Here is a 26,981-nt window from a genome sequence, read left to right on the forward strand (position 1 = left end):
GAATGCTATTCTTTTACCGAACCAAGCATCACTCCTTTCGCGAAATGCTTTTGAAGAAATGGATAGACTATCAAGATCGGAATCGTTGCAATGAGAATGGCAGCCATACCAACTGTCTCTGCCGGCGGAGGATTATCCATACCCGCTTGCATACCAGCGTCAAGTAAATTTCCTTGGTTTAAAATGACAATCTGCCTGAGTACGACTTGAACTGTCCATTTAGCCGGATCACTCAAATAAAGAAGTGCGGTAAAATAGGAGTTCCAAATTCCAACAGCATAGAACAAGCCAAAGGCGGCTAATGCAGGCTTCGATAATGGGAGAATGATCTTTGAGAAAATCTGCAAATCATTGGCTCCATCGATAATAGCAGCTTCCGTTAAATCCATCGGCAAGCCCATGAAAAATTGCCTCATGACAATTAAATTAAATGAGCTTATCGCGCCTGGAATAATTAAGGCCCATAATGAGTCCATTAAACCTGTTGCCTGAACAATCATATAGGTTGGAATCATTCCCGCACCAAATACAAAAGTAAATAATACGAGAAATACATAGAATTTCTGGCCAAGAATATTTCTAGAGAGTGCATAGGCCATCATAGCCGTCAGCATTAAACTAACTAATGTTCCAACTACCGTAACATAAATGGTCACTCCAAGAGAACGGATGAATTCTTTAGAACCTAAAATATATTCATATGCATCTAGCACCCATGTCTTTGGAAATAGCAGCAAATCCGTTTTTACAAATTCTTCATATGTTGCAAAGGAAACAACAAACATATAATAAAACGGAAACAGCATGGTCAGTGCGATAAGAGCAAGAAGAATGACATTGGTCATATCAACTATTTTCTCTGATGGTTTTCTACTATTTAGCACGAATACTCCCTCATTTCTTAGTAGACTCCTTGATCGCCGAATCGTTTTGCTAATCGGTTCGCACCGACAATTAAGATTAATCCAATCACAGATTTAAACAATCCTACTGCTGTTGCAAAACTGAAGTCAGAATTTTGAATCCCCTTTAAATAGACGAAGGTATCAAGCACGTTTCCAACTTCCATTGTGAAAGGAGTTAACATTAAGTAAATTTGTTCGAAACCTACATCTAGTACACTACCTAATCGTAGAATTAATAGAATTATGATGGTGCTTTTTAGCGCAGGCAGTGTAATATGCCATATCTGCTGCCAGCGGTTGGCTCCATCAACAGCAGCAGCTTCGTAAAGACTTGGACTAATTCCAGATAATGCAGCAAGGAAGATGATGGTCCCCCATCCAGACTCCTTCCAGATGACCTCAAGAATTACCAATGGCATAAACCAGCTGGGATCCTGTAAAAAGGCGATCGGTTCCATACCGAAAGCGCTGCCAATGATTTTATTAACAATTCCGTCTGATTTTAATAAAATCGTTACAATACCGATCACAACGACCCACGATAAAAAGTGAGGAAGATAAACGATCGATTGGATGACTCGTTTATATATACTGGATCTCACTTCATTTAGCATAATTGCTAGAATAATAGAAATGGGAAAGGCAAAGATGATTTGAAGAAAAGATAGGGATAACGTATTCCACAGTACCCGAATCACTTCTTGATCTTCAAAAATCGTTCTAAAATGCTTTAGTCCGACCCACTCACTATTGAAGAAACCTTGAAAAGCGCTAAAATCTTGAAAAGCAATAATGTTCCCAGCCATAGGGATATACCGATAGATAATAAAATAGAGAAGACCCGGCAATAACAATAGATATAAATAACGTTCTTTCCACATTCTTTTCAGGATACTTTTCTTTGGTTGGATGGTTACATTTGTGTTTAAATCCCCTATTAATTCTGGTGTTCTTTGTAAATCTTCCATTCTCTCCTTCACTTCCTTTCAAATATTTTTGGCTCAAGTATTTGACCATAAATTTCATTTGTTATTTGTTACAGGCTTTAAATTTTTCTGAAATAACCCTTTTAAACTTAATTGTTTGTTCATTGAATCGCTTTCCTTTGTCTGTTCCATACTGTTAAATACCTTCATTGACACCCACATGGAAAGTGTCGAGAACAGGCTAATACCGAAGAATGGAATAAGCCCTGGTACGTTTATGAACAACAAATATATTACATAGTACCCAATTGCTATAAGAAGTGTATGAAAAGGGAATGCAATACCTATTAATATTGAAAGGCTAAAGTATCTACTAAACTTAGTTTCAAGATGTACATAAACAGGGAAGATATATAATAGAAGAATAAAAAATAAAATACTTAGCATAAAAACAAAGATTAATAGAAGCCAATAGGACACGCCTTGAGATATGCGAATTAGCGAAAAGTTTAAGTAAATGAGATAACCAATAATCGTAAGCATGAGGCCTAATACATTGGTTTTCCAGAACTCCTTCCGAAAGGCAGTCCAAAATACTTTTACGTATGATTGTTGTTCATCATTTCCCTGCATCCATTTGCGTAATACCGTATATAGACCTGCGGTAGCGGGCATGATCCCTAAGACCACTCCTCCGCAAAGAGAAAATACTACCCAGAGTAATTGAAATTGTGCGATTCTCATGACCTTTTCAGCAAAATGAAAAATTTTCCCTATCATACTGTTACTTTCCATCTATCATTCTCCTTTTCTTAAGGATAGAAGTTTAAACAATCGTTATGCTTGGATCTGGACTGATTTCTACCACTTTACCACCGGAGCGGATGGATTCAGTTGCTGCACAGCCAACTGCAACGCTCATTCTTCCTGCAATAGGTGAGGTTAAAGGTTGTTTGTTGTATAACACGAGATTAACAAAATCATTCGTGATTTTCGGATCGGCGCCGCCGTGGCTGCCCTGTTCTTTTTTCATGTCATAGGTGATATCGCTAAATTCGTTCCAGGAGTTGGATTTTCTTGTCTTGACGTATACCTTTTCATTTACATCATCGTTTTCAACTCTGCCTTTAGTCCCAATAAAGGTATAGTTCCTAGAATAATCTGGTGTAAAATGACATTGTAAGTACGATGCTTTAATCCCGCCTTCAAGCTCCATGATTAGCATATTATTATCCTCAACATCGATTTCTTCACGGAAAGCACATTGTGTTAACGTATGTAGACTCGCTTCCGGGCAAGTGTCTTTTATTTCACAAGCAGGGCAAGTTAGGTGATTGGGCTTATCCCCTCCGAAGTAGTCAAGACCGCCAAAAGCAGAAACTCTTTTTGTATATTTTCCTGTAATCCAATGGATGACATCGAGATCATGTGAACCCTTTTGCAGCAACAGTGAAGTAGTGTTTTGGGCGGTTCCATGCCAGTCATGATAATAGTAGTAGCCGCCTAATCCAACAAAATGCCTTACCCAAACAGCTTTAAGATCGCCAATCACACCGGAGTCGATAATCTCTTTCATCGTTTGATACATGCTCATATAGCGCATATTGAAACCAACCATTAAATGTTTTCCTGATTTTTCTGCTTGTTCAATAATCCGATCGCAGCCTTCAACTGTGATCGCTAATGGCTTTTCACAATAGACATGTTTTCCTGCTTGAAGGGCCGCGATAGCATGCTCCTCATGCAAATGATCTGGTGAAAGAATAGCGACTGCATCCACATCCGTGCGGGCTAAAAGCTCTTTATAATCTGTAGTAATGTAAGCATGTTCATTAATCTTTTCTTGAAATGTCTTCAATCTTTCCATTGAAACATCGGCAGCAGCGACAACAACAGATTTCCCACCAGGATTGTGCCAGTACTTCGCGATACCACTTCGAAGTCCCGCACCGATGATACCAATTCTTACAGTTTCCATTTGTAATTCACTCCTATTTTTTGACTTGCTACTTTTGATGGTTTACTCTAGGTGATCCACTTCCCTAGAGCATCAGCAAATTATTTTCCTATTAATATCTAAACGTTTTCCTAAAAAAAAGGAAAACGAATTAAGAAGACTATTTCTTTATAATCGCTTTTATAACTAGTTATCCATTTTCTAATCTTACAGATTATCATTTAGCAAATAAGAATTCTGCGTGATTTCTTGATTATATTTACACTTTTCCCCTAATTTAGAAAATGTCTTTCCTCTTTTTAATGGTTGTTTTCCACTTTTTCATCTAAACGTTTTCCTGAAAGTAATTAAAAAAAGAACCTCTTAGTTCCGTTTTATTTTAGATGATTCGCGAATGACTAATTCAAATGGCAAATGATTTTTATCCGAAGTTTAATTTTCTCTTCTATGTTACTCAAGTGGTTAACAGGTTGTTGGTATAAGTAGACTTTATAAAAATCTCATAGACAAAATACTATGAGTGATTCAACGTATTATGTTAGCTTAGCGGCATATTCAGAAGCGATATCTGCAAATAGGCAAGATAAACCAAAATTAGAGGCAAGTATTTACCATCTACTTATTCTTATAGATTACTATTATTGAAACCCTGAAACAATAAATATATTGTCCAAATTTTTAGAAATATTGCTTTTTTAATTACAGAACAATAATTTTCCATTTTCTCATTTGCGCGAGACTTAGTTGAACCAGAATATAATGACCTGTCAACCCATCAAGTTGAAATGAGTTTTTATTTTTATAAAATTAAAAAAAAACTCATAGACATATGCTATGAGTTTTAAAACAATTATGTTAGTTCCGTATAAAAACGGCAGCGATCGCCTCGTACAATGGATATGCAAAATTCAACAGGCAAACCATTAGCATCAAAGGCTGTTCGTTCAAGTAACAGTGCTGGGCGTCCTTCTTCCGTTTGAAGGTACTCACTTTCGTCAGGACGAATTAGGACGGGTTCAAATGCCTCTTTTGCTCTCGTTACTACGATATTAAACTGTTGTGAAAACAAATCATATAAGGAAATTTCGCCAACTTTTTTAAGCTGCTCCGTATCTGAAACCACGTTTTTCGGAATGAAAGATGATTCCAAAATATACGGTTCATGATTTGCACAGCGAAGGCGTTTCATTTCAATGACATACTCATCTTCTCCAAGTTGAAGCGCTTCGCGTATTTTTGAAGTCGGTTTGACTTCTTCTATTTTCAAAATGATATCCTTAGGATTTAATCCTTTTTCTTTTAATACTTTGCTAAAGCTGTAGAAACCCATCAATGACTGCTGCAATTTCGGTTTTGCCACGAAGGTTCCTTTTCCTTGGATTCGGTATAGGATTCCTTCCTGCACAAGCTCCTCAATCGCTTTTTTGGCCGTGTTACGGCTCACACCAAAGTGGTCCATTAACTGATTTTCCGATAGGATTTTATCTCCAGGTGTCCAATGTCCTTTATCAATCGAATCCGTTAACCGTTCCTTTAGTTGGTGATAAAGCGGGATTACACTTTCATGCTGCAGTGGTTTCATATAATTAGCCCACCTTTCAAACATACTTACATTCTTTTAACAAATTATATCACCGCCGATTGTAGTGTCAACCCAACAAGCATATAGATCTTTGAAATTATTTTTACCTACTTAATTTTCAATGGTCAAAAACTCTTTACTCTTTCCGTACAGCTGAAGAAGTTATATCTGCCGTAAAACAATATAGAAAATTCTATAATCACGAACGGTTCCAGAAAAAATAAAACAACCTGAGTCCTATTGAATTTAGAAGACTCAGGCTACTTAATTCGCTTTTTTTACTGGCTACTTGACAGTGCTCACTTCATTAAATTATTCTCTTTCTTTTATTAGCAAGATATAGCTGTTTCTTTTAAAATAGTTTTTGCTTTTTTAATTAACGCTTCTAACTCCTTGGCATTAACCTTATCGCCTGATTGTACTTTTTTCTGTAAACCATTAATGGCTTCCTGCAATTCTGTCAGTGTCTTGTCTACCTAAGTTTGTGTAGCATTTGTATTGGCAGCAACTGCTTTTGCAGCAGCAAGCTTTATTGCCTCAGCTTTTGCAATTACAGCTTCTAAGGTTTTTTATTGACTCCTTGCTTCCTGCTCATCTGTTTTAAAAAATTGATGTAATCAGGAAGACGAGTTTTTCTTCCAAAAAACCAATTGTAACGTCGGGTTGTTGGTATAAGTTAAAACAAAAGAAAAACTCATAGAAGCTAGATTATGAGAATAAAAGTTAGATTGTTTTAAGTAATTCTATTATATCACCGTAAATTGAAGGGTTAACCCAACAATATTAAAACGTTTAATGCGGCCGAATCCGTCCGCATTAAATGTTTTAATTTTCAAGGAAAGAAGACCGACAACCTATCCACCCTTACAATATTCAGTTGTAGTTCCGTTCTATCATATTCCTTATCGGTGCGTGGGAGTCACAATTGTTAGACTTATAGATTGTTCTACCCTTTATCGCTTTCATTATATGCCCGACTCTTTGACTCTTGGACGTTCCGACTTTTGAAAACCTTTAATCGCTTCTTTACCAGTATTGATCGCTAAATCTCTTAATCCATCGATTTGGAGTCCGTCCTTTAGTAAAGCAGTTTCGATGACCATCGCAAGATTTGTTCCGCCAACCACAGCAGAACCTTCTTTCCCATTCGTAAGCGAAACAGCCGTTTTAAACGGTGAACCGCCAACTAAATCACATAAGACTAAGATAGATTCACATTCTTGTAATCTTGAAAAAGCCTCAAACAGCTTTTTCTCAAGGTCGCCTGTTGAATCGCTTTCAAGAAAATCCACGTATTCCACATTGGGTTGATCTCCAGCGATTAGTTTTACCGAAGATCGAAGACCCGTTGCAAACGATCCATGACCGCTAATGATCAAACCATTCATTTTAAAAAGCCTCCTAACATGCCAAATTTTATAAAATGGTTCCAAAAGGAAATGGAATTTTACCAATAATACCGATGATAACGGTAATGATAATTAGCTTAACTGGAGAAAATCCCTTTTTTAATAGATAGTACATTAATAAGGTATAGGCTAAAGGCAATAGGTTTGGCATGACTTTATCGAGTAAATCCTTTTGCAGGGCAATTTTTGCCTTACCAGCATGGATCACTAAACTTGATTCTAACCTTACGAATGCGGCAATCAATGCGCCAACAACTGTTAACCCTACAATTGATGCTGCATGTGCTACTTTTTTAGTATTTTCCTTTAAAGAACTGATCGCATTTGTTCCGGCTTTATAACCGTAATGCATTAATCCAAATCGGAGCGCAAAATGAACTGCGTTAAAGATTAATAGGAAGATCACTGCCCCCATTGGGTTTCCATCTTGCCCAAGTGAAGCACCTATACCAACGCAAATGGGAAGGAGGGTCAGCCAGAAAAGGGCATCACCAATTCCTCCAAGCGGTCCCATCATGGCTACCCGAATAGCTCTAATCGTATTTCGGTTTTGCTTCTTTTCCTCCATTGCGAGGACAATCCCCATAATAATGTTTACAAGGAATGGATGCGTGTTGAAGAATTCCATATGACTTTTCATCGATTCACTTAAATCGTGCTTATTTTTGTGAATCTTTTTCAAACCTGGCAAAATCGAATATAACCATCCTGCGGCCTGCATTCTTTCATAGTTAAATGACGCTTGAAGTAAAAGGGAGCGCCATACCATCTTGTTTAAATCTTTTTTGGTCACGACCTGTTCTGTGGCACCGTTTTGATAATAATCCGGACTGCTCGTATGGTTTATTGTCGTTACTACTTGTTTAGATTCCACGTTTTGCAACCCCTCTCACTGATCCATCACCAGAATTTGCTTTGAAGTAATCGTATAGCGCGATGGCAATCCCAATTAAAGCAACAGCAATGACTGGCATGTTCATATATGTGACTAAAATAAATCCAACGATCATAAAGGCAACATATTGTTTTTTCAACATAATTTTTAATAGCATCGCAAAACCAATTGCGGCCATCATTCCACCAGCAACACCAAGGCCGCTAATAAGCCATTTTGGTAAAGTCTCTACAACCCCTTTGGCAGCATCTGCGCCAAAATAAATTGGTAAAAAAGCAATAACGAAATAGAATACAAATAATGTAAGAATTCCTAAATAATTGATTCGTTCAATTCCCTTTGTATTCGCCTCTTGTGCATATTGGTCAGCTTTATGCATAACCGGCGAAAAAGCAGTAAACATAAGGGTGATACATGCCTGAACGGCAACTGCAAACGGAACAGCAATACCGATTGCCACTTTTGGCTCTTGTCCTGTCAGAATTGCAAACGACGTTCCGATTATTCCCCCAATAACAACGTTTGGCGGCTGTGCCCCAGCGAGCGGCACCATTCCGGCCCACACTAACTCAATGGCAGCACCTGTCATAACCCCTGTTTTTAAATCCCCAAAAATCAAGCCAATAATAACACCGGTTACAATTGGCCGGTGAATGTGGAACAACCCGTTAAACAGGTCTATTCCTGCAATTCCAGCCCATATGGCAACTAATAAAGCTTGAAGCAGTATGTGATTATCCATTCTTTCTCACTTCTTTCTTTAAGTGTTTATAAATATCATCTGGTCTTTCATCCGGAACACGGCGTACCTCAAGTTTCACTCCCAAGTCACGGAGCTTACTAAAGGCTTCTTTATCATCTTCATCAACGGAAACGGTGGAGAATAATTGTGTTTTCCCTTGGGAAAAATGCATATTCCCAATATTTACCTCGTCAATTGGCACGCCTCCCTCCACAAGCCGCAACACATCCTGTGGTGTTTTTACAACTAAAAAGATATACTGTTCATCTGCTGCATTGTGAATCACATCAATGGTTGTCTGGATTGAGAAAAAGCGAATTCCGATTGACCCCGGAACAACCATTTCCATTAAATCCTGCTGTACCTCATCTTCAGACACTTCATCATTTGCAACGACAATTAAATTAGCTCCTAAATGATTAACCCATGTAACTCCTACTTGACCATGAACCAATCGGTTGTCGATTCTTGTTAGCAAAATATTCGGCATGATATTACCCCCTAGTAAAATGATTGATGAATTGGATATATATTAACTCCTTTAACAACCCGGTTTACCATTCCAGATGGTGATGGGTTATCTGGAGCTATTCCCAAATGAATCGAATTGAATAACCCAAAAATTGAATATAATAAAGATTGGGTGTTAGGGTTAATGGGTTAACCCTAACATCACTAAAGTAATAAGAGACTTTTATTTTTATTTAGCTACATAAGCAGGATTCTTTGCAAAAACCTCTACTTCTGCAACAGACAGCATAAGCGGCCCGCTGTGCGATTCCTCAAAGTTAATCGATAACTTTGTAAATTTAGTTCCAGTAGGTATCGCAGCTTCAGCAAGGTCGAAAATGACCGATTTATCGTCAAATTGAACAGTTTTTGCGCCTAAATCATATTCCTTTCCTGCTTCAGTATAGGCTTTGGCACTTAGTGTTTTAATTTTGCCGTTCGTATATTGCGGGCGATTATAAACGATAAATTTAGTCAATTCTTGTGGTTTAGTAAAGTTAAAATCAATGGATAACGGCAGTGAAATTCCTTCATTTCCAGTGAGACTCCATTTCAATTCCGCCAATGAACTTTCACTTATCTCACCGTCAATCAGCTTGGCAAAAGCTTCTGCACCGCTCTGCATCTTTTCCTCTTCACCAGTAACCGTCATATCTTTATCCGATAATTGTAGTTCCATAGGCTCTTGTGGTTGTTCAACCTCTCCAGGTTCTTGGCCAGGATTTAAAACCTCTCCGATTTTATCAATGGTGTTAAAGGCTGTATTAATCAGTAAGGATCTGGTGATCGGGATATCAAATTGAATATCTTTCCTAGCCTTCAACTTAATCGTGGCTAAAGTCTTCGTACCTTCTAAAGTATTTTGAGTTCCTTTGTTGGAAAATGCAGCCATAATTCGTTGTTCAGGTTTTCCAATACCCGCAAGTGAGGAGTAATTTAACATATTAGCAGTTTCATTGGAAGCTGAAACTATATTTTCACCACAGGTCCCGTCAGGCTTACACTCTTTTACTAATTCATACTTGTTCGGGTCTAGCTTTAGCTCTAAGTTGAATGCATTAATATCCTTTAATCCTACCCCGATTATTTCTACTAAAAATTCCTCTCCTGCTTTTAACTCTAGCTTACTAGGTCTAATATCCAATAATCCGGCAACCGGTCTGCCTGTTGCTTGAAGTGGGTTTTGACCCAATTGTGATGATACATACATTAAATCGTATGCGTCTATTACACCATTGAAATTAATATCAACCCTTGATACCTGTCCCCAAGCAGTATCTGTTTGATCGACACCCATATAGCTTGCAAAGAAGAGTAGGTCATCTTCATCAATGACACCATTAGGTATGTTCTCTCCTACAACAAACCCTTCTGTTTTATCCTTTTTGTATGGTCTGAATTCCTGTGCACTGCCAAAGCCGCCTACAGAGTTTGTAATGGTTAACTTAATATACCTTGCCGTAATATTATCCATAAAATCGATGACTTTTGTTTCATTATTTCTCTCAAATGTTCCATCAGTGATGATATTTTTATACGTTTTGCCATCTAGACTTACGTCTAAATTGTATTTTAATATTGTCCCATTCCCTGCATTTGGTCTTGGAAGATACTCAAGCTTATCTAATTCATAAGCTAACTTCATATCAATCTCAAAGGTATGTGGCAGTTTATTCCCTTCATCTCCCCATCTTGTATGCCACATTGTTTCATCCTTTCCATCGACAGCTAGAGATGCTTCTTCCCCTGGCTGCTCACTATTTGCTTTTGCCGTAATATCCTTAGGGACATTTCTGTATCGGTCAAGCTTTGTTCTTACTTTGATCTCATCACTCCAGCCGGATGACCCTTTTGTATTCGTTGCTCTTATTCGATAAGAATACTCTGTATCAGATGTTAAACCTGTATGAAGATAATATGGTGCTTGCTGACTATCACTAGACTTAAACACATTTGTATGAACAATACCATCTATCATTAAATCATAGGTTATATTCGAACTATCAACCTTGTTCCAATTTAATTTAATATCTCGATCAGTAATGTTGGCCTCATCTGCTGTAAGCCCTGATGGAATAGTTGGTACTTCTTTATCTACTACATCCTTCTTTTGAGTATTATCGAAGCCATCAACTGTAAAAGTTATTTTGTTTTTTGTGATATCTGTTTTGCCCACCTTAATATATAGTTTTGGTGATGTAATAATGTCAGTCTGTTCAAATGGCGAGCCTTTTGTAGAATATTTGTTCAGGTTGGGCTGTTCATTATAGAAGTACACGTTTTCCGAGTTGTTATATTCCTCTTCATTCGTAACTTTTCTTAATGCAACATCTTTGTTCCCAACCTTAACCGTTATATCCTTTGGATTTACACGTGTATTGACAATCACTTCTGTGCCCCTGTTTTTAACCATACCTTTATAGCCCTTTCCTTTAGCGGTATTAATGGTTATAACAGCTTTTTCCTTGATTACCTTTGAAGTGACTTTCGTTGTTGTATTTTTCCTTTCCTTATACTCAACGGTTTTACCATCATCTTCATATAAAGTAAACTCTGATTTTCCCGATGGATAAACATCAAATATTCTATTTTCCGAACCATTTAATTCATTAATAGAATTGTTTTCTGGTGCCATTGGAATAATTGCACCAGCCTTAACAAATACAGGAGTCTTCCATAGTGGAGCACTAAAATTATGAAGAACTGAACCCCCCTGATATTGCTCACCTGTAAAATAATCGATCCAAATTTGCTTTTTATCTGGAAGATAAATATCATTCCTTACTTCAGCAGCATTAGAGTTTCCATCATACATTGGAGCCACTAATAGATTCGGACCCCACATATATTGATACTGCGTTTCAGTCCCATACGTATAAGGATCATTGGGATATTCTAACATCATCCCTCTAACCATTGGCATGGATTTTGCTGTTGATTCCTCAGCAATTGTGTAGATATAAGGCATCATTTGTGACTTTAATTTTAGATACAATCTATTAATCGACGCGTATGGCTCACCATAATTCCACGGATTTTTAGACTTGCTATAATCAGTGCCTCCCGATGCCCAGCCGTCCATATCGATTTGGATAGGAGTGAATGCTTTCCATTGGAAATCACGTGTCTGTACTTTTGCGTCTCCGCCAAAGATACCATCCATATCTGAACCGACATTAGGATTTCCTGATAAACCCGCGCCAATGTAAGTAGGGATATGCATTCTAATGTACTCCCAATTACCGCCATATTGGTCGCCTGACCATAAAGTAGCATAACGTTGTGTACCGGCCCACCCATCTAGCGAAATAACGAATGGACGTGCACCGCCTGAATTTTCCTCGTTTTGGATTCCTTCAGCTGCTTGGCGTGTGGCATTTAAGGCCATGGAATATCCGTGCCCAACCCATGCAACATCTGTCTTTATTGCTCTTACACCAGCTTTAACTTCTCCGTCAAGGTCTCTGCGTAAAGGGCTATCCTCTGGTAAATTAGGGTCTGGATCGAGATTGCTTTCTGTCCATAAGCCCACCTCTACTTTTTGGTCATTTGCTTTATCAACAAATTGCTCCAAATTATCCAATCCACTATAACCACATCCATATCCGTCGTTTGGCAAAAACCATCCTAAAGGCATATCGTTCTCAACATATTGATTTAATGTATCAAACCCCTTTTGCAGGAGTGTTCGTTGGTCCTTATGACCATTATGAGTTCCATTAAAACAGTCAGCATGCCCTAAATAGAAACCATATTTTGGCATAAGGGCTGCTTCCCCAGTTAATTCTGTATATTCATCAATGATGTTTGGAAGGGAATCATCTACAAAATAATAAGCGTCAAATCTATCTTCACTGTGAGTAAAGGTTGACGTTTTGGTAAAATCATAAACGCCTGGCATAAAGGTATTTCGCATGACTCCGTAGCCTTCAGTACTTAAATAGAAAGGGACTGGGCTTGATGCAGCACCTGCATCCCAACCTCCCCCGATTGCAATATTGATGGAATTATTCTTATGGGCATAAAACCCATTCTGTTGACCTCCACCATAAAAATATTCACTTTCTTTTGTATCGAGGGTTTGAACAGTACTTCCGCTTGAATGTTTTAGCGGTTCACTTTCACTCCAAAGAATCTTTGCTCTTTTTTTATCGTACAGGCTCATCTTTGAAGTAGCTTTATCTACTCTTAACTCTAAAGCATTAGTAGATATTTTATAGACATTGTTATCTCTTTCATCAACCTTAATGTCAATTTCCCCATATTCCTTTGTGTAATCGCTGACATTTTTGTCGATAATTTTCGTCACATGCTCAGGTTTATTGGGAGTTGGATATTCTTCAAAAACACCCTTTGGATCCAAATGCAATCGAAAAACATTATTTTTTAGGAAGTTAATTTTTAATTTTTCTCCTGTTTCTAAGTCCAAGTACACGTTATTTTGTTCTTTCGAAATCTTAGCTACTTTTCCTATAGTCTTATAGGTTTGATTGGCAGAAACATTATTAATTGAATAGTCCTTTTCAGTTCCAACAGCAGATGCTGTTGGAAGCATAGAAAACAACAAACCCACTGATAAGCACAAGCTTACCAGTTTTTTAAACCTAGCCTGACGTCTTAGCATACTCTACCTCCGATTGTAGTGGTCTTCCTAAAATGAAATTCCGATTGTCTTTAATTCTTCTTATGGCTTATTGGCTTATACAATTCTTAGTGAATCCAATTGGAAGAAAAGAAAGACAGCCCCTTAAAAACTCAAAAACTTGCAATTTGTCCTATTGAGGATAACTTTTATTATCTCCACCATCCTTTCTATATTTTTTTATATATTTATATATCTAAATATATAAGCGTAATTAAGTAAGAACTTCATAGAGCCTTAATTTGTGGTTTTCGTATAATGAGAAATGAAATTTGATACAATAAAAGATTACGTAAAATCTATATTGATAGGGAATTTGAGATTGAGAAATGTTCGTCGATGATGTTAGAGGGATGTGTTGTCTCTTATCAATTTAGCCCATCGTTGGGCATACTGCATGATAATCATAAGAGATCCATTCCAGAAAATTAAAACGAAAGATATCTAGACTCTTTTTCAATTTTTCATCCCCCTTACTTTATTTAAAAACGATTACAACATCATTATAAAAAATAGAAACCTTTAACAGAGACGGAATTTTCTGGATTATCTTGTGGATTTCTGGACTATTTTAGTCTGGGTAAAGAAAACTCGCCGATTGGCAAGCTCTTAGACGAAGAATAATGTACTATTTCCCTTTTCACGCGCAAAACTTCCGATTGTCCACTTAAAGAACTGTCACCATGGATTTTGGTTTAAAAAATAGGAATCCCTTGTAAGAGATTCCTATTTTTACATATAGTCTTACACTCTAAATGAACCGAGGTCTTACTTCATAACCCCATTTTTATCAAAAGTGTACCACTTGCCAGAAGTATTTACCTGGCCTGTCTGCATGGCACCGCTTGTAGTAAAGTAGTACCACTTTGACCCTGACTTCAGCCAGCCGGTTTTCATGGCATCAGACTGATCAAAGTAATACGAGGTTGTCCCTTCTTTAAACCAGCCTTTGATTTTTTCACCTGTTTTAAGATCATAGTAATACGTTATTCCGTTTTCTTTTACCCAGCCTTAGAACTTGGATGTAACAACAATTCTCGTTCCTTCACTACTATTTCCAGCAAGGTCAGTTACCGATACGATCAATTCGGTACCTTTTCGCTGTACTGGAATGGAAACAGAAAACTTGCCATCCGCTCCAGCGGTTCCTGTGCCTATAACGGTACCGTTGACTTTCACTTTTACCTTTGAACCTGCTTCCGCTTGTCCAGTTACAGTCGTGTCTTTTTTGGTTACGTTATTTACCACTGGTTTTGATGGTGCGGTCACATCTTTTACCGTTACTGTTGTGGTTTCACTTACGTTTCCATCCTTGTCGGTTGCCGATATAACTAATTCAGTGCCCGCCTTTTGTACTGGAATGGTTACCGTAAACTTCCCGTCTGATCCACTTTCTCCAGTTCCAATTTCGGTTCCATCTACTTTTACTTCGATCAGGGATCCAGCTTCCGCTTCACCAGTTACAGAGGTATCTTTATCCGTTACTTCATTAACCATCGGTTTTCCTGGAGCTGTCACATCTTTTTCGACTTCTATCGCTATTCCATATTTAACTTCTTTAAGTCCATTTTCAGATCTTACAATAATATCTAGCTTCTCTGAATTATTTACAGTATAAACTACAGATGATGATGCATTATTAGTTACATCTACAGTTATTTCTGGTAACTCTTCATTAGCAGCTAATTTAATTGTGTAGTTGTATTTATCAGCTGCAAAGCTCTCTAAATCTGACCCATTAACCTTTATTCCATTTACAGCGAAATCTGGATTTTGCACTACTCTCTGTTCAAAAGCTTGCATTTCTTCTATTGCTAAACATTTACCAGGCTTAGCTTTCATCTTTATTCTTAATGACTTTGTCTTTACCATATCAAAAGTATAATAATTTGTATCTGTTGATGATGTTACCTTTGGATTAGCAACTAAATTTGTTACAGTTACCCAATTTTTATCATCATTAAATGGATTTTCTGGCTCCATTAATACCTGTGATGGTCTACTTGGTAGAACAACCTTATCTCCAACATAATATTGGATTTCAAAGCTTTCTGGAACATTGGCTCCCCAATCTTCAAAGAAATTAACTTCTAGATTATTTATATATTTATCCTCTGGTACATCTGTTCCGAAGATAACGCCAACCCAATCATCACTTCTTGAATTGTCTGCCCAATTAGTCCATCTGTTACCATTTATCATTTCATCATTTACAGCTTTAATTTTATCATTTGGTTCATTTGTAAATGAAGCTATTGCCATTGCCAAATCGAAACCTACTCTTGTTCCAGCAAAGTTAATACCTTTTACAGTTACATCAGTTACTCTGATACTTGCATTTACAATTTTATCTGTTCCTTCTACTGTTCCATTTACAGCAAAAGTTCCAACTTTACTTAATAACTCTTTATCATAATCTTCCCAAGTAACAGGAAGATCAACTATTGTTCCATCTGTATAGTAAGCCTTTACCGTTTGTGGAAGCTTTGGTTCCACCTTTACATTAGTTGCAAGTGAAACATTTTGTACTGCTGATAACCCCTTAACAACCACTTTAGCCTTAGCTTTTAATGCTTGTCCTTCAACAGTTCCTTCTACTTCAAATACCCCGTACTTATTATAAGAATCTTCCTTTATATTATCCCAAGTAACCTTTACCTCTCTAGGTAACCCAATATCATATATTGCTTTTACCTTTTCTGGTAATATTGGTGCAACTCCCTTATTCGTTTCTACATTTACTTTTTCATATGAAATAATCGTCTTCTCAGCTGGATTCTTTCCAATATTTATTTCTATATCTTCAGTACTAACAGTCTTACCTTTATAAGTTACTTCCGCATTTAGAATTACTGTTCCTTCTGTATAAGCATATAACTTACCATTTTCTATTTTCGCTTCCCCAGAATCCTTAGAAGATATGTTATATTTAGCTTGTATTTGATCTTTGCCAATTGAAGAATCATCTTCTAATGTTCCCTCTATTATAATATCAACAATATCATCCTCAATTATATCCTTCTTAGATAATTCTATTGTTGCTGAAGTTAATTGTGGATCACCTTCTGAAAAATTAACTATATAACTATTAGTTTTTCCATCTTCTGCTGTAACCATAACAGTAGCGTTACTATCAACATTTAATGCTGGAACTACAAATACACTTGCAGTATCCTTAGCAGTAGCTGTAACTACTGGTACCTTTGAAGCATATGGTAGATTAATTGCATACTGATTGGTGTTCCCATTAAACCCTTCAATACTAGCATCATTTACTTTAATATCACTTAATAACGCTGTACCATCACTCTCTACTACATTAGAATAAATATAAAATTCAGTAATACCAACTGCCTTATTAGCTACAGTATCCTCTTTTAATAAAGTTCTTATTTTAGTTGTATCTACTTCATCAAAAGTAATTTCTTCTGTGCCTTCTGCTGAAAATCCTGTTGTCTTACTTTGATTAGAAACTCCAACCCATTCATTACCATTCCAATATTCAACTAAAATCTCACTTGGAATAGCAACTCCACCATCAGTATATAGTGAAATTCCTATTTTACTTATAGAGTATTCTTTATCAAACTCTATACCAACATATTCATCATAGTTTCCTCCAGGTTTCCCCCAGTTTGTCCATCTATTTTTAGGTTGACTAACCTTAGAAACTATACCATCATTTATATTATTTACACTATCATATAGACTAAATCCATCAAATGCTCTTGGATATGTCTTACCTTCATTTAATGCTATATTTGCTTCTTTAAAATTATCAGATACAACTACAATAGCTTTAGCCTTTAAACTCTCTACTCCTTCAACATTACCTTCTATTGTAACAGTTTTAGCTGAATCAACATCCTCTGCTGTTAACTCTCTCTCCCAAGTTACTGGATACTTTTCTATACTTCCATCATTACTTACTACTGACACTTCTGTCGGAAGTTTATCTTGCTTTCCAACAGGTAATAACATTCTAGAATCTAATATACCAATAATATCTTTAACTATTACTTTAATACTTACTGGAATATTACTATCTACTACAGTTCCATTAACTTTAAATATTCCAGGAGTTTTTAAAGCATCCTCTGGAACTGAATCCCACATAACATCTACTTCTTTTTTACTTCCATCTGAATAAATTCCTGTTACTTTCTCTGGAAGTTTTAGTTCCCCATTAATAAGTACTGTAACATCACTTACATCATATCCAAGAATCTTATTTTCACTTAATTCTTCTTCCGGTACAGTGTATATTGTTGTGTTATCAGAAGAAAGTCCCGGACTTGTTGCTGTTAATGTAAATGAACCAGCATTTTTTGTTGATTGAACAATAACTAAAGCCTTACCACTAAAGGCTTTTCTCTTATTATCTTTATATCTCTCAGCAGTTGCAGCATTACCATTGTCAACACCAACAATTTTACCATTACCTTTAACGTCAAAATTTATTAAGTTATCAGCATCTGGAACTAAAGTTCCATTTTCATCAACTACATCAACTGTAATAAATGATAAATCATATTCATCTGCAGTTATAACTTGTCTATCTGCGCTTAAATCAATCTTTTTAGCATCATTAGCAGTCTTAACTACATCTCTTGCAATTTCTTTACCATTTTGATCCTTTGCAACAGCAGTTAATTTACCTGGTTTGTAAGGCACTCTAAATTCTAAGTGAAGCTTACCATCCTTAGTCTCTTTATAAGTTCCATTGTAACCTGCATTTGTAACTTCATATGCTTTACTTTCTACTAAGTTACCTAAATCAGTGCTTGTTACATCTTCATTAAAATATAAGTCAACAGAATTAGCATTAGTATATGCATATACTAATATCTTATCTCCATCAACCTTTATACTATCATCATTCTCCCAATTCCAATGTGGTAATAAATGAACCATTGGCTCATCTGACCATTGACTTTGATAGAAATAGAATGCATCCTTCTCAAATCCAGCTGTATCTATAGCACCAAAGTATGAAGATTTTGATGGAAATTTACCATAATAAGGAGTTGGTTCTCCTATATAATCGAAGCCTGTCCAAATATATTCTCCTAATATATATTCTCTATCCCTATTCATCTTCCATGATGCTTCTGCTGTTTTACCCCAAGCAACACGATCATTATCATAAGAAGATTGTTGTAAATCTGGATGATTATCACCTATACCAATTTTTTCCGGATGTGCATATACTCCTCTACTTCTTACAGCAGAAGAGGTCTCTGAACCGTACATTATCCAGTCTTCATGTTTTTCTTTATATTTATCATAATTATGTTCAGCATAATTAAAGCCTACAACATCTATAATATCAGCTACGTTTTCATGAGGTCCTTCATCCCCCATAAATGCAATTTCTCCCATAGTTGTAGGTCTTGTAGTATCAATTTCCTTAACCCACTTCTGAAGATTTTTTGCTACTTCCAGCCCCTTTGCTTGACTTGTTTCCCATATCTCATTTCCTAATGACCACATCATTATACTTGGAGCATTCTTTCCTCTATTAACCATTTGCTTAATATCATATTCTGCCCAAGTCATATCTCCATGAATTGATTTTTGCTCAAAAAACCTTGCATAATCATATGGATTCTTTCCACCATACCAAGTATCAAAAGCTTCTTCTATTAGAAGAATTCCCTCTTCATTAGAAATATCTATTAAGTGTTGTGAAGCAGGATTATGAGTAACTCTTATAGAATTTACTCCCATCTCTTTTAACTTTTTAACCTGTCTTCTTATTGATGTCTTATTATCAACAGCTCCTAAAGAACCTTGGTCATGGTGCATACATACACCTTCAAGCTTCATTTGCTCTCCATTTAAGAAAAAACCATCATTAGATGTCGTATAAAACCATCTCATACCAAAATCTGTTTCATACTCATCTACTGTTTGATTGTCAATAATTACAGTAGTAGCCACCTTATATAAATATGGCTTCTCAGTTCCCCAAAGTATTGGATTTTCAACAGTTACATCTGCATTGAATTTCTTATTAGCACCTGCACTAACTACTTCAGTAGTTACATTTTCCGCTACGCTATTTCCTTTAGCATCTAAAATAACTGATTTAACACTTACCTCTTTATCTGTAGATTCCTCATTCATAATGTCTGTTTTAATATTAACTTTAGCTCTGCCTTGTTTGTATTCATTTTCTAAATCTGGTGTATTTACATAAGTACCATACTCTGCAACATGGACATTTTCAGTCACGGTAAGGTTTACATCTCTATATATACCACTACCTGAATACCATCTACTACTTGGCTGCTGATTTGTCGCCTTTACAGCTATAACGTTTTCAGTAACACCATCACATATTAAATCATTTGTTATATCAAATGAAAATGGAGTATATCCGTAAGGATTATTACCTACTTGCTTTCCATTTACATAAACATAACTATCCATGTATACTCCGCCAAAGTTAATACTTATTTTTTTCCCTTCCATTTCCTTAGGGAGTACAAAACTCTTTCTATACCAGCCAATTCCACCATCTAGATATCCCCCATTATAGCGTCCTGGAGAATCTATATTAAAATCTAATTCTATGCTCCAATCATGAGGTAACGTTAACTTTCTCCATTCACTATCATCAAAAACTTTTTCTTTCGCTCCTGCTGCATCTCCTAAATTAAATTTCCAATCATCGTTAAATGATATAGTTCTTTGTGATTCATTATTTATAGTACTAACTATTCCACTATTATCTCTTGCTATAGTATCTGCCAATGCTGTTATCCCTGAAGAAGTTGTAATTACTACTGCAGCTATAACTGAGCTTAATATCTTATTAAACTTCATACCTTTAGCTCCATTCATCAATTTATTAACTGATCTTTTATATTCAGTAGGTTTCGACTAAATAATTTATGCATTCGTTTTCATAGGCAATAAGAACCTATAACTCCTTAAGCCTTTTTATTCCCTTTAGGATCCGTTTCAACCTCGATCTCCCAACTGAGTGAAACATCCTCTTCCCCAGCTCCGGTCCACAAGTTAAAGATTTCAAGCTTTTCGATCCATTCTTAATGTCCCCTCCACCATCGCCTGAATTTGAATTGCTGCAGGCGGAAAGAACTAATGAAAAAATTAAAACGAAAGATACCCATAAACTCTTTTTAAACTTTTCATCCCCCTCACTTTATTAGAAAACGGTTACAATATCATTATAAAAAATAGCAATCGTTAACAGAGACGGAATTATCTGTATTATCTTGCGAATTTCTGGACTATTTTAATCTGGGTAAAGAAAACTTGCGCATTTGGTAAAGCCCTGTGGTGAAGCATGATGTGCAGGTGCACTTATACTTAATTCCTAGTTAGCGATAGCTATTTTGGTTAAGCGGTTAAGTTTTGAACAAAAACCTCTATCGCCCAACCAAAGTCTATTAATGACTCTCTAAAAGCTGAACTAATATCTTTATCGAAAATTAGCGTGGTAGTTACGCATTTCCCTAACTACACCCCTCTTAGTATTTAAATAAAACAGATCAGATGAGTTTCTCATCTGATCAAAAATAAATACAGACCTAATTTATTTTTTCACCACAATCTTTTTCGCTTTACTTGTATTCTCTGCCTTATCTTTTCGTGTTCTTGGCTGAGGCAGCTCATATTAAAACTTTAAGTTTTTACGAGTAAATTGTAAAATCAAGAAACATTATGGTAACCATAACATTATTTTATTGAAATTCACCACTTTTGATCATTACATTACTCGTATAAAGCACCATCGTCTTTTTGTTTAGCTTTAACAGATAGATTAGCAGAGTATTTTACACCTTGATAATCATTCGTTGCTAACTCATCAAGCTTTACGCCAAATGAAATATCAATGTATTCATCTGCTTCTAAATTCCAGAATTTGTTGTCTTCCCCTGATTCTGCACCATCACCCAAAAGAATTTCTTTTTCGCCAACAGCTGCAGCCGACTTTTCTGGTAGGAAGCCTGCAATGATTTCGACTCCTTCTGCAATTTCAACAGACTCGCCCGAAGCTAATGAACGAGTTAGTTCATTCGTAGTTACTTTATTCGCAGTTACTTTATTCGCAGTTACTTTATTCGCAGTTACTTCATTCGTAGTTCCTTCGAATAATTCTTCTAGTTTAATTTGTGATTCTTTTAATACTTCTTCTGTTGGTTTCACTTTGTATTTAAGTGCAACATAACCCACTTTGTACGTATCTAATGAAAGAGGTTTATCTAATGATTGATGCAGTTTTGCTTGTAAGAATGTATCGACCGTCCCTGTGTTATCAATAGTTAGAAAATCTCCAAATACTAGTTGTGATGGTGCAAAATTTCCAGCTGCAACAAGATTCCCTTTCATATCTTTACCATTATTAAGCTGCACAATTGCATTTGTGATTTCACCTTTAGCCGTTGTTTCGGAAGTAAACCAAGAATATGTTCCATAGCTTGCTGCAACTGCAATTGCACCTGCAAGGGTTGTACCTAATAACGCTTTCTTTGCTTTTGCGATTTTCATAAAATAATTCCCCCCACTTAATATAGCTTTTTATTTGGATACAATTTCTTCATTCGTATGCTGTTTTTCTTTTCGGGCAAGACGTTCAAAAACCGTTAGACAGATGTAGCCTGTGAGAGGAATGGTGATTAACAGCAAAAACCCGATCGGACCGCTTGCAAAATCGGATACATATCCGAGTTTAGGTATTGCAGCTACTTGTTTTCCAACGAAATGATGCTTCGTGACAAGCATAGAATCCTCAACATTGTTGTTGTCACCTTTTGTTACCAAACCAGCTTGTCCTTCTTGTTCTTTAACATCTATTACTCTATGTGTAATGAATTTTGTATCTGATTCTTTAAAGGTTATAACATCATTTACTTTTATATCTTCGTATTCTACTTTTTTAATAAATACAAGATCTCCTGATTGAAGATGCGGCTGCATACTATTAGAGAGAACCGTTAATGGTGTGTATCCAAAAAAACGCGGTAAGCTGCCGGAATTTTTACTAGATTGATACACCGTAACACCGATATAGACAGTTAATAGAAAAAAAATAAGTAAAATAGCATTTGAAAGCCATTTTGTTATTTTTCTTTTCATAATTTTGCTCCTAACATCATTATTTTTTCGTTGATTTCTTTTTGTTATTGATGTCGGAAAATAAATATAATTGCGAAAAATTACCATTACTTGATGGACCCCTACCATTTCAAGAAATATTTCTTGAAATGGTAGGGGAATTAATTAGTTTACAATTCGATGAATGAAATGCATTCTATTTACTGAATCCCCAGCTCTTTCAAAATACTGTCTAATGTCTTGCCATCATGCGTTTCTTTTGCAACTGGTGGATTTTCAGCATATTTGTTTTGCAATAAGTAATTCTCTTTAACAAAGCCGATGTCTTTCGCATCAACAGTACCATCAAAATTAATATCCGCCGCACGGTTGCTTGTCTGCCAAGCTTTTTGAATTTCAATCGCGTCTAAAACATCAATGACGTTATCTTGGTTGACATCACCAGCTTTTAGATCAACTAAATATGGGTAGATATAAAGATTTTGACCAAAAAGCTCTCCCTTATTTTCAAACCCAATCGGTTGTTTAGTATGCACCTCAAAGTGACCAGGTACTTTAATATCTAAAGTATATGGATCCTTACTTAAAGGAAGCTTTCCTACACTGTAATCTCCATTTACACTGATTAAAGGAGTGGCGTCAAAAGTAAATCCGCTTGAATCCTTGAGCTTTAGCGATGCCCCAGCCTTTATCCACTCTGTTGGATTAAGAACAGAACTATACTTAGAAGTACGGAATCCGTCCGGCGTTACTCGGCCAGAAACGGCATTAAATTGCGGCAGAACCTCAAAATTGTAACCGGCGTTAAGTAGTTTACTAGTTTGATTTTGACTATTTATTACAGTAGCCGTTGGATTGATGCTAGCCCCTAAAGTGAAGATTTCATCCCTTACCTTTACCGTAACATCCACAACAGCCGTATGATCAAATGTCAAATTGGAATCGTTAAAGACAACCTTTACCTCATCTCCATTCACTGTTATGGTTGCTTTGTCTGAAACTCCATTCGCAAGTTTGGCATCCACTAAAATTGCCTTGCCAGATGGATCTTTCAAGTTCCAAACCACTTCTTTCGCATCGCTTACATTATCCAAGAATAATTGGCCTTTAATCGTTTCACCTGTTTTTACTTTTTTGATATCGCTTTTTGCATACGTAACAGGTGTCCCTTCTTTGACAAAGAAATATTCTTTTGTTGGTACTAAATTACCGGCTTTATCAAATCCATCTAATGTATATCGCAGTGCTCGAACGGTTTCATCTAGTTTAACTACACTTGCCCATTTTCCGTCCTTATCCATAGAAATCGGATAGAGAGGTTGCTTAGGGTCCCAATTAGGAATCACCTCATTCGAAGATTGGTCGATATCTATTCCTGCTTTCTGCATTTCTGCCACGAGAGGATCGGTAATTTGAATATTGAATGGATACGTTTGTTGACCTGGTTTGTATTCAAGGAACGGAGACGGTCCATCTAATGAACTTGTAAATGTAGGATCGTCAATATCAATGAAAACATCCTGCGCTTCATTCTTCACTGCTCCAGCTTGAGTTACAGTCGTAATATTCAACTTATAGTGGCCAGGTTTTGCATAACTCTTTTCTTTTGCAATAGGCTGTTTAGGGTCGCCTGTAAATGCATAGTACGTCCCAGTAAAGAGTGATACGTTAATTTCGATACCCGGTGGAAGAATCTCTAAATCTGGCATTGTTCCGACAAAACCTAACTCTTTTCCTGTTTCTGCATCTTGCAGGGTGACATCCAATGTTTTCAAGGGTTTGATTACCGTAAGGTTGCCATAAGCAAGATAATGATAGTTAGGTCTCCGTCTCTCTGGATCTTGATCTAAATGTTTCGGTAAAATGGAATGCGAATAGAGATCTAAAGCATAGGCAGCATTATTTTCAATATAGAAATTAAATGGAATGCGATACTTATCGGATGAATCCGCTTTATTCGTCAGTACGATATACCCTTCGTATAGACCCCATTTTGCCGTCTTTGGCGCTGTCAAAAATACATTTTGCTTCACTTCTTTGTTGGCTTGTACTGTAATACTTTTGCTGGTGCTAACGATAACGCCATTTTTACTCAGGCTGTTCGTATCATTTTTCAATACATTTTCTTCTACAGAAACAGTGAAATTTTTAGTGATGTCACTATTGTTTGTGAAGCTTATGTTTTTACTCACACGAATATTGCTTCCTGTCACATCACGGTCGTAAAAGCCAAACATTATATCACCGGATGGATTTTTGACCTTCATGAAATCCTCACCATCTGGAATGAAGGTTTCATCGGTCACTTGCATTTTCATTCCGCCATGAATGGCTTGATAAGGGTCTACACGACCTGCTCCCATTTCATACAAACTATACTCACCATTTAACGGATCTGCCGTATTCATAAGTATTGTTTTAATATCATCTGGATCAAGCTTCGGATTCGCCTGTAATAATAATGCGGCAATTCCAGCCGTGTGTGGGGTAGCCATCGATGTTCCGTCATGACGTGCATAGGCATATTTATAGTCTTCTTGATGTGTAGGGTTAGTAATGTAAGAAGGGACTGTAGAAAGCACGCTTACCCCAGGAGCAACGACCTCTGGTTTTATATCAAGAGTACCCTCGACTGGCCCTCTTGAACTGAAGTAAGCTAATTTATCTCCTTCAGTTACGATATCTTGCAAATTTGAGAAAGTGAATGCTGTGTTCCCTTGAGCAATTTTCGCTTTTAATTCCTCACCTGCCGCTTTTGTAATAGAAAAAGTAGGAATGAAGTCAACGGATTCCCCTAGATTGGTGCCAATCTGTCCGTCTACATTGTTATACATAATAACAGCGGCTGCCCCATGTTGTTTTGCAAATTTGATTTTGTCCACGAGGGCAAACTCCCCGCGTTGAACGAAAGCGATTTTCCCTTTAACATCTTTGCCTTCATAGTCATATGTTGAGCCTAGGCCTACATCGACAAGCTCAAGTGATTGCCCATTTAATGTGGAGAGATTATCCGCATAGCTTCTTCCCATGCTGATGAGCTTAGTGGACCAGTCTCCTGAAATGCTGCCTGTAAATGAAGTTGCTTTAACAGGAACATCACTTGCTCCTACCGTTAAAGCTAGTGCAGCTGTACCTGGTGTACCTACCGTGTAGAAATCTGGACCTGCATTTCCTGCAGCAACAACAGCCGTCACACCACTCAACACAGCATAATTAATCGCGGTACTTAATGGAAAATACGGATCGTTTATATTTGCCCCTAATGAAAGGTTCATGACATCCATTCCGTCTGCCACTGCTTTATCAATACCTCCCAGGATCGCTGCACCTGTTCCGCTTCCATAGGCTCCTAAAACGCGGTATACATAAAGCTCAGCATCTGGAGCTACACCTTCTACAGAAACTTCACTATTATTTTTATTTTGGCCTGCAATGGTTCCAGAAACATGCGTACCATGCTCTGTGTAATAGGTTGAGCCGGTAAAAGGATTTCTTTCAGGTCTACCCGATTTCTGCCAATCAGCATACGTTGTTTCCATTGGGTCGTTATCATTTTCTACAAAATCATAACCACCTTTGTATGCATCCTTTAAATCCGGGTGATTATAGTCAATCCCAGTATCAAGAACAGCTACTTTTACGCCTTTTCCGGTAATGCCTTCCTCATGCAACTTATCAATCTTTAAATAAGGAATACTCTCAACAGAAGTAGTAATTTCTCGATCAACATCTGTTGGAAGATCTTGCTTAATAGGATCAACCGTAAAGGTCTGATTTTTGTAAACAGCTTGTACAACATCAGATTCCAATAGGAGTTTTACTTGATCGGCGGGCAATGTCATCGCTACGCCGTTATAAGCTTTTTTGAACGTCTGGGTGATGGAGTTAGAACTGTTTTTTGATTTGGGGTTCCCTTGTGTCAAGTATTTTTTAATGTCTTCTTTAAAGGTTATGTGTTCTTTCTCGACTTTCGCAGCAGCGTCTTCAATTTTTAATGTTTTGCCTTTTGCAGCTGCTTCTAATACAGCTACTTTACCAGGGTTCGCTTTGAATTCGACAATGACGGAAATATCTTCTTTCGACTGTAACTCCGCCTCACTGAATCCTTGCAGGCCTGTAGGCTTGTTCACTTGCAATTGGTTCAATGCTTCTCGCTGTTCCTTTGTCAAAGATGACAGAATGTCCGCTGTCTTAAGTTCTTGTGCTACTGCTTCAGTTGAAAGTACCGAATGAATAGGTGAGATTATTAAGCCCGCTGAAAACGCTAAAGCAGCTGCTTTCTTAATGAATGAATTAATTTGCATAAGACCCCCGCTTTCCAATTTT

Annotated in this window: 15 protein-coding genes and 1 pseudogene; all 16 read right to left on the bottom strand. The window is 36.9% G+C overall.

Translation table 11 applies throughout. From position 1 onward, the window contains the following. Nucleotides 1-5: 5 nt before the first annotated feature. Nucleotides 6-884, bottom strand: coding sequence for a carbohydrate ABC transporter permease (locus tag TR08_RS12465; protein ID WP_081954456.1), 879 nt, complete (start codon nt 882-884; stop codon nt 6-8). Nucleotides 885-901: 17 nt separating this feature from the next. Then, nucleotides 902-1,873: an ABC transporter permease gene (locus TR08_RS12470; protein ID WP_081954457.1), complete on the bottom strand. Its 972-nt coding sequence runs from the start codon at nt 1,871-1,873 to the stop codon at nt 902-904. 54 nt (nt 1,874-1,927) lie between these two features. After that, nucleotides 1,928-2,626: a YesL family protein gene (locus TR08_RS12475; protein ID WP_045518489.1), complete on the bottom strand. Its 699-nt coding sequence runs from the start codon at nt 2,624-2,626 to the stop codon at nt 1,928-1,930. A gap of 31 nt (nt 2,627-2,657) precedes the next feature. Then, entirely contained in the window at nt 2,658-3,809 is a 1,152-nt protein-coding gene (locus TR08_RS12480; RefSeq protein WP_045518490.1) for a Gfo/Idh/MocA family protein, read from the bottom strand. An 829-nt stretch (nt 3,810-4,638) separates the two neighbouring features. Continuing rightward, nucleotides 4,639-5,370: a GntR family transcriptional regulator gene (locus TR08_RS12485; RefSeq protein WP_045518491.1), complete on the bottom strand. Its 732-nt coding sequence runs from the start codon at nt 5,368-5,370 to the stop codon at nt 4,639-4,641. Between the two features lie 965 nt (nt 5,371-6,335). Continuing rightward, a complete protein-coding gene (gene agaF, locus TR08_RS12490; protein ID WP_045518492.1) occupies nt 6,336-6,758 on the bottom strand; it encodes a PTS galactosamine/N-acetylgalactosamine transporter subunit IIA in 423 nt (140 codons plus the stop codon). 28 nt (nt 6,759-6,786) lie between these two features. After that, nucleotides 6,787-7,653: a PTS system mannose/fructose/sorbose family transporter subunit IID gene (locus TR08_RS12495; RefSeq protein WP_202964967.1), complete on the bottom strand. Its 867-nt coding sequence runs from the start codon at nt 7,651-7,653 to the stop codon at nt 6,787-6,789. Next, complete coding sequence (gene agaW, locus TR08_RS12500) at nt 7,643-8,416, bottom strand: PTS N-acetylgalactosamine transporter subunit IIC (RefSeq protein ID WP_052427445.1); 774 nt, start codon at nt 8,414-8,416, stop codon at nt 7,643-7,645. The genes TR08_RS12495 and agaW overlap by 11 nt, the downstream gene beginning before the upstream one ends. Continuing rightward, nucleotides 8,409-8,906 (bottom strand): PTS N-acetylgalactosamine transporter subunit IIB, encoded by a 498-nt coding sequence (gene agaV / locus TR08_RS12505; RefSeq protein WP_045518493.1) that lies wholly within the window; start codon nt 8,904-8,906, stop codon nt 8,409-8,411. Before agaV ends, agaW begins: the two co-directional genes overlap by 8 nt. Before the next feature lie 210 nt (nt 8,907-9,116). Then, complete coding sequence (locus TR08_RS12510; protein ID WP_045518494.1) at nt 9,117-13,550, bottom strand: discoidin domain-containing protein; 4,434 nt, start codon at nt 13,548-13,550, stop codon at nt 9,117-9,119. 786 nt (nt 13,551-14,336) lie between these two features. Next, on the bottom strand, nt 14,337-14,465 hold the full coding sequence (locus TR08_RS33900; protein WP_081954458.1) for a hypothetical protein: 129 nt from the start codon (nt 14,463-14,465) through the stop codon (nt 14,337-14,339). Between the two features lie 3 nt (nt 14,466-14,468). Further along, nucleotides 14,469-14,567 (bottom strand): annotated as a pseudogene (locus TR08_RS33905) (hypothetical protein); the annotation flags it as partial. Between the two features lie 12 nt (nt 14,568-14,579). Then, entirely contained in the window at nt 14,580-20,399 is a 5,820-nt protein-coding gene (locus TR08_RS30295; protein WP_052427446.1) for an Ig-like domain-containing protein, read from the bottom strand. Nucleotides 20,400-21,311: 912 nt separating this feature from the next. Continuing rightward, entirely contained in the window at nt 21,312-22,088 is a 777-nt protein-coding gene (locus tag TR08_RS12520) for a hypothetical protein (RefSeq protein ID WP_045518495.1), read from the bottom strand. 30 nt (nt 22,089-22,118) lie between these two features. Continuing rightward, entirely contained in the window at nt 22,119-22,676 is a 558-nt protein-coding gene (locus TR08_RS12525) for a signal peptidase I (protein WP_193747729.1), read from the bottom strand. 179 nt (nt 22,677-22,855) lie between these two features. Then, the gene (locus TR08_RS12530; RefSeq protein ID WP_045518497.1) at nt 22,856-26,959 is read right to left on the bottom strand and encodes a S8 family serine peptidase; all 4,104 of its coding nucleotides are present in this window, start codon (nt 26,957-26,959) and stop codon (nt 22,856-22,858) included. Nucleotides 26,960-26,981: the final 22 nt, after the last annotated feature.

It is taken from the genome of Neobacillus niacini (assembly GCF_000759675.1).
GTDB lineage: Bacteria > Bacillota > Bacilli > Bacillales > Cytobacillaceae > Neobacillus > Neobacillus niacini_A.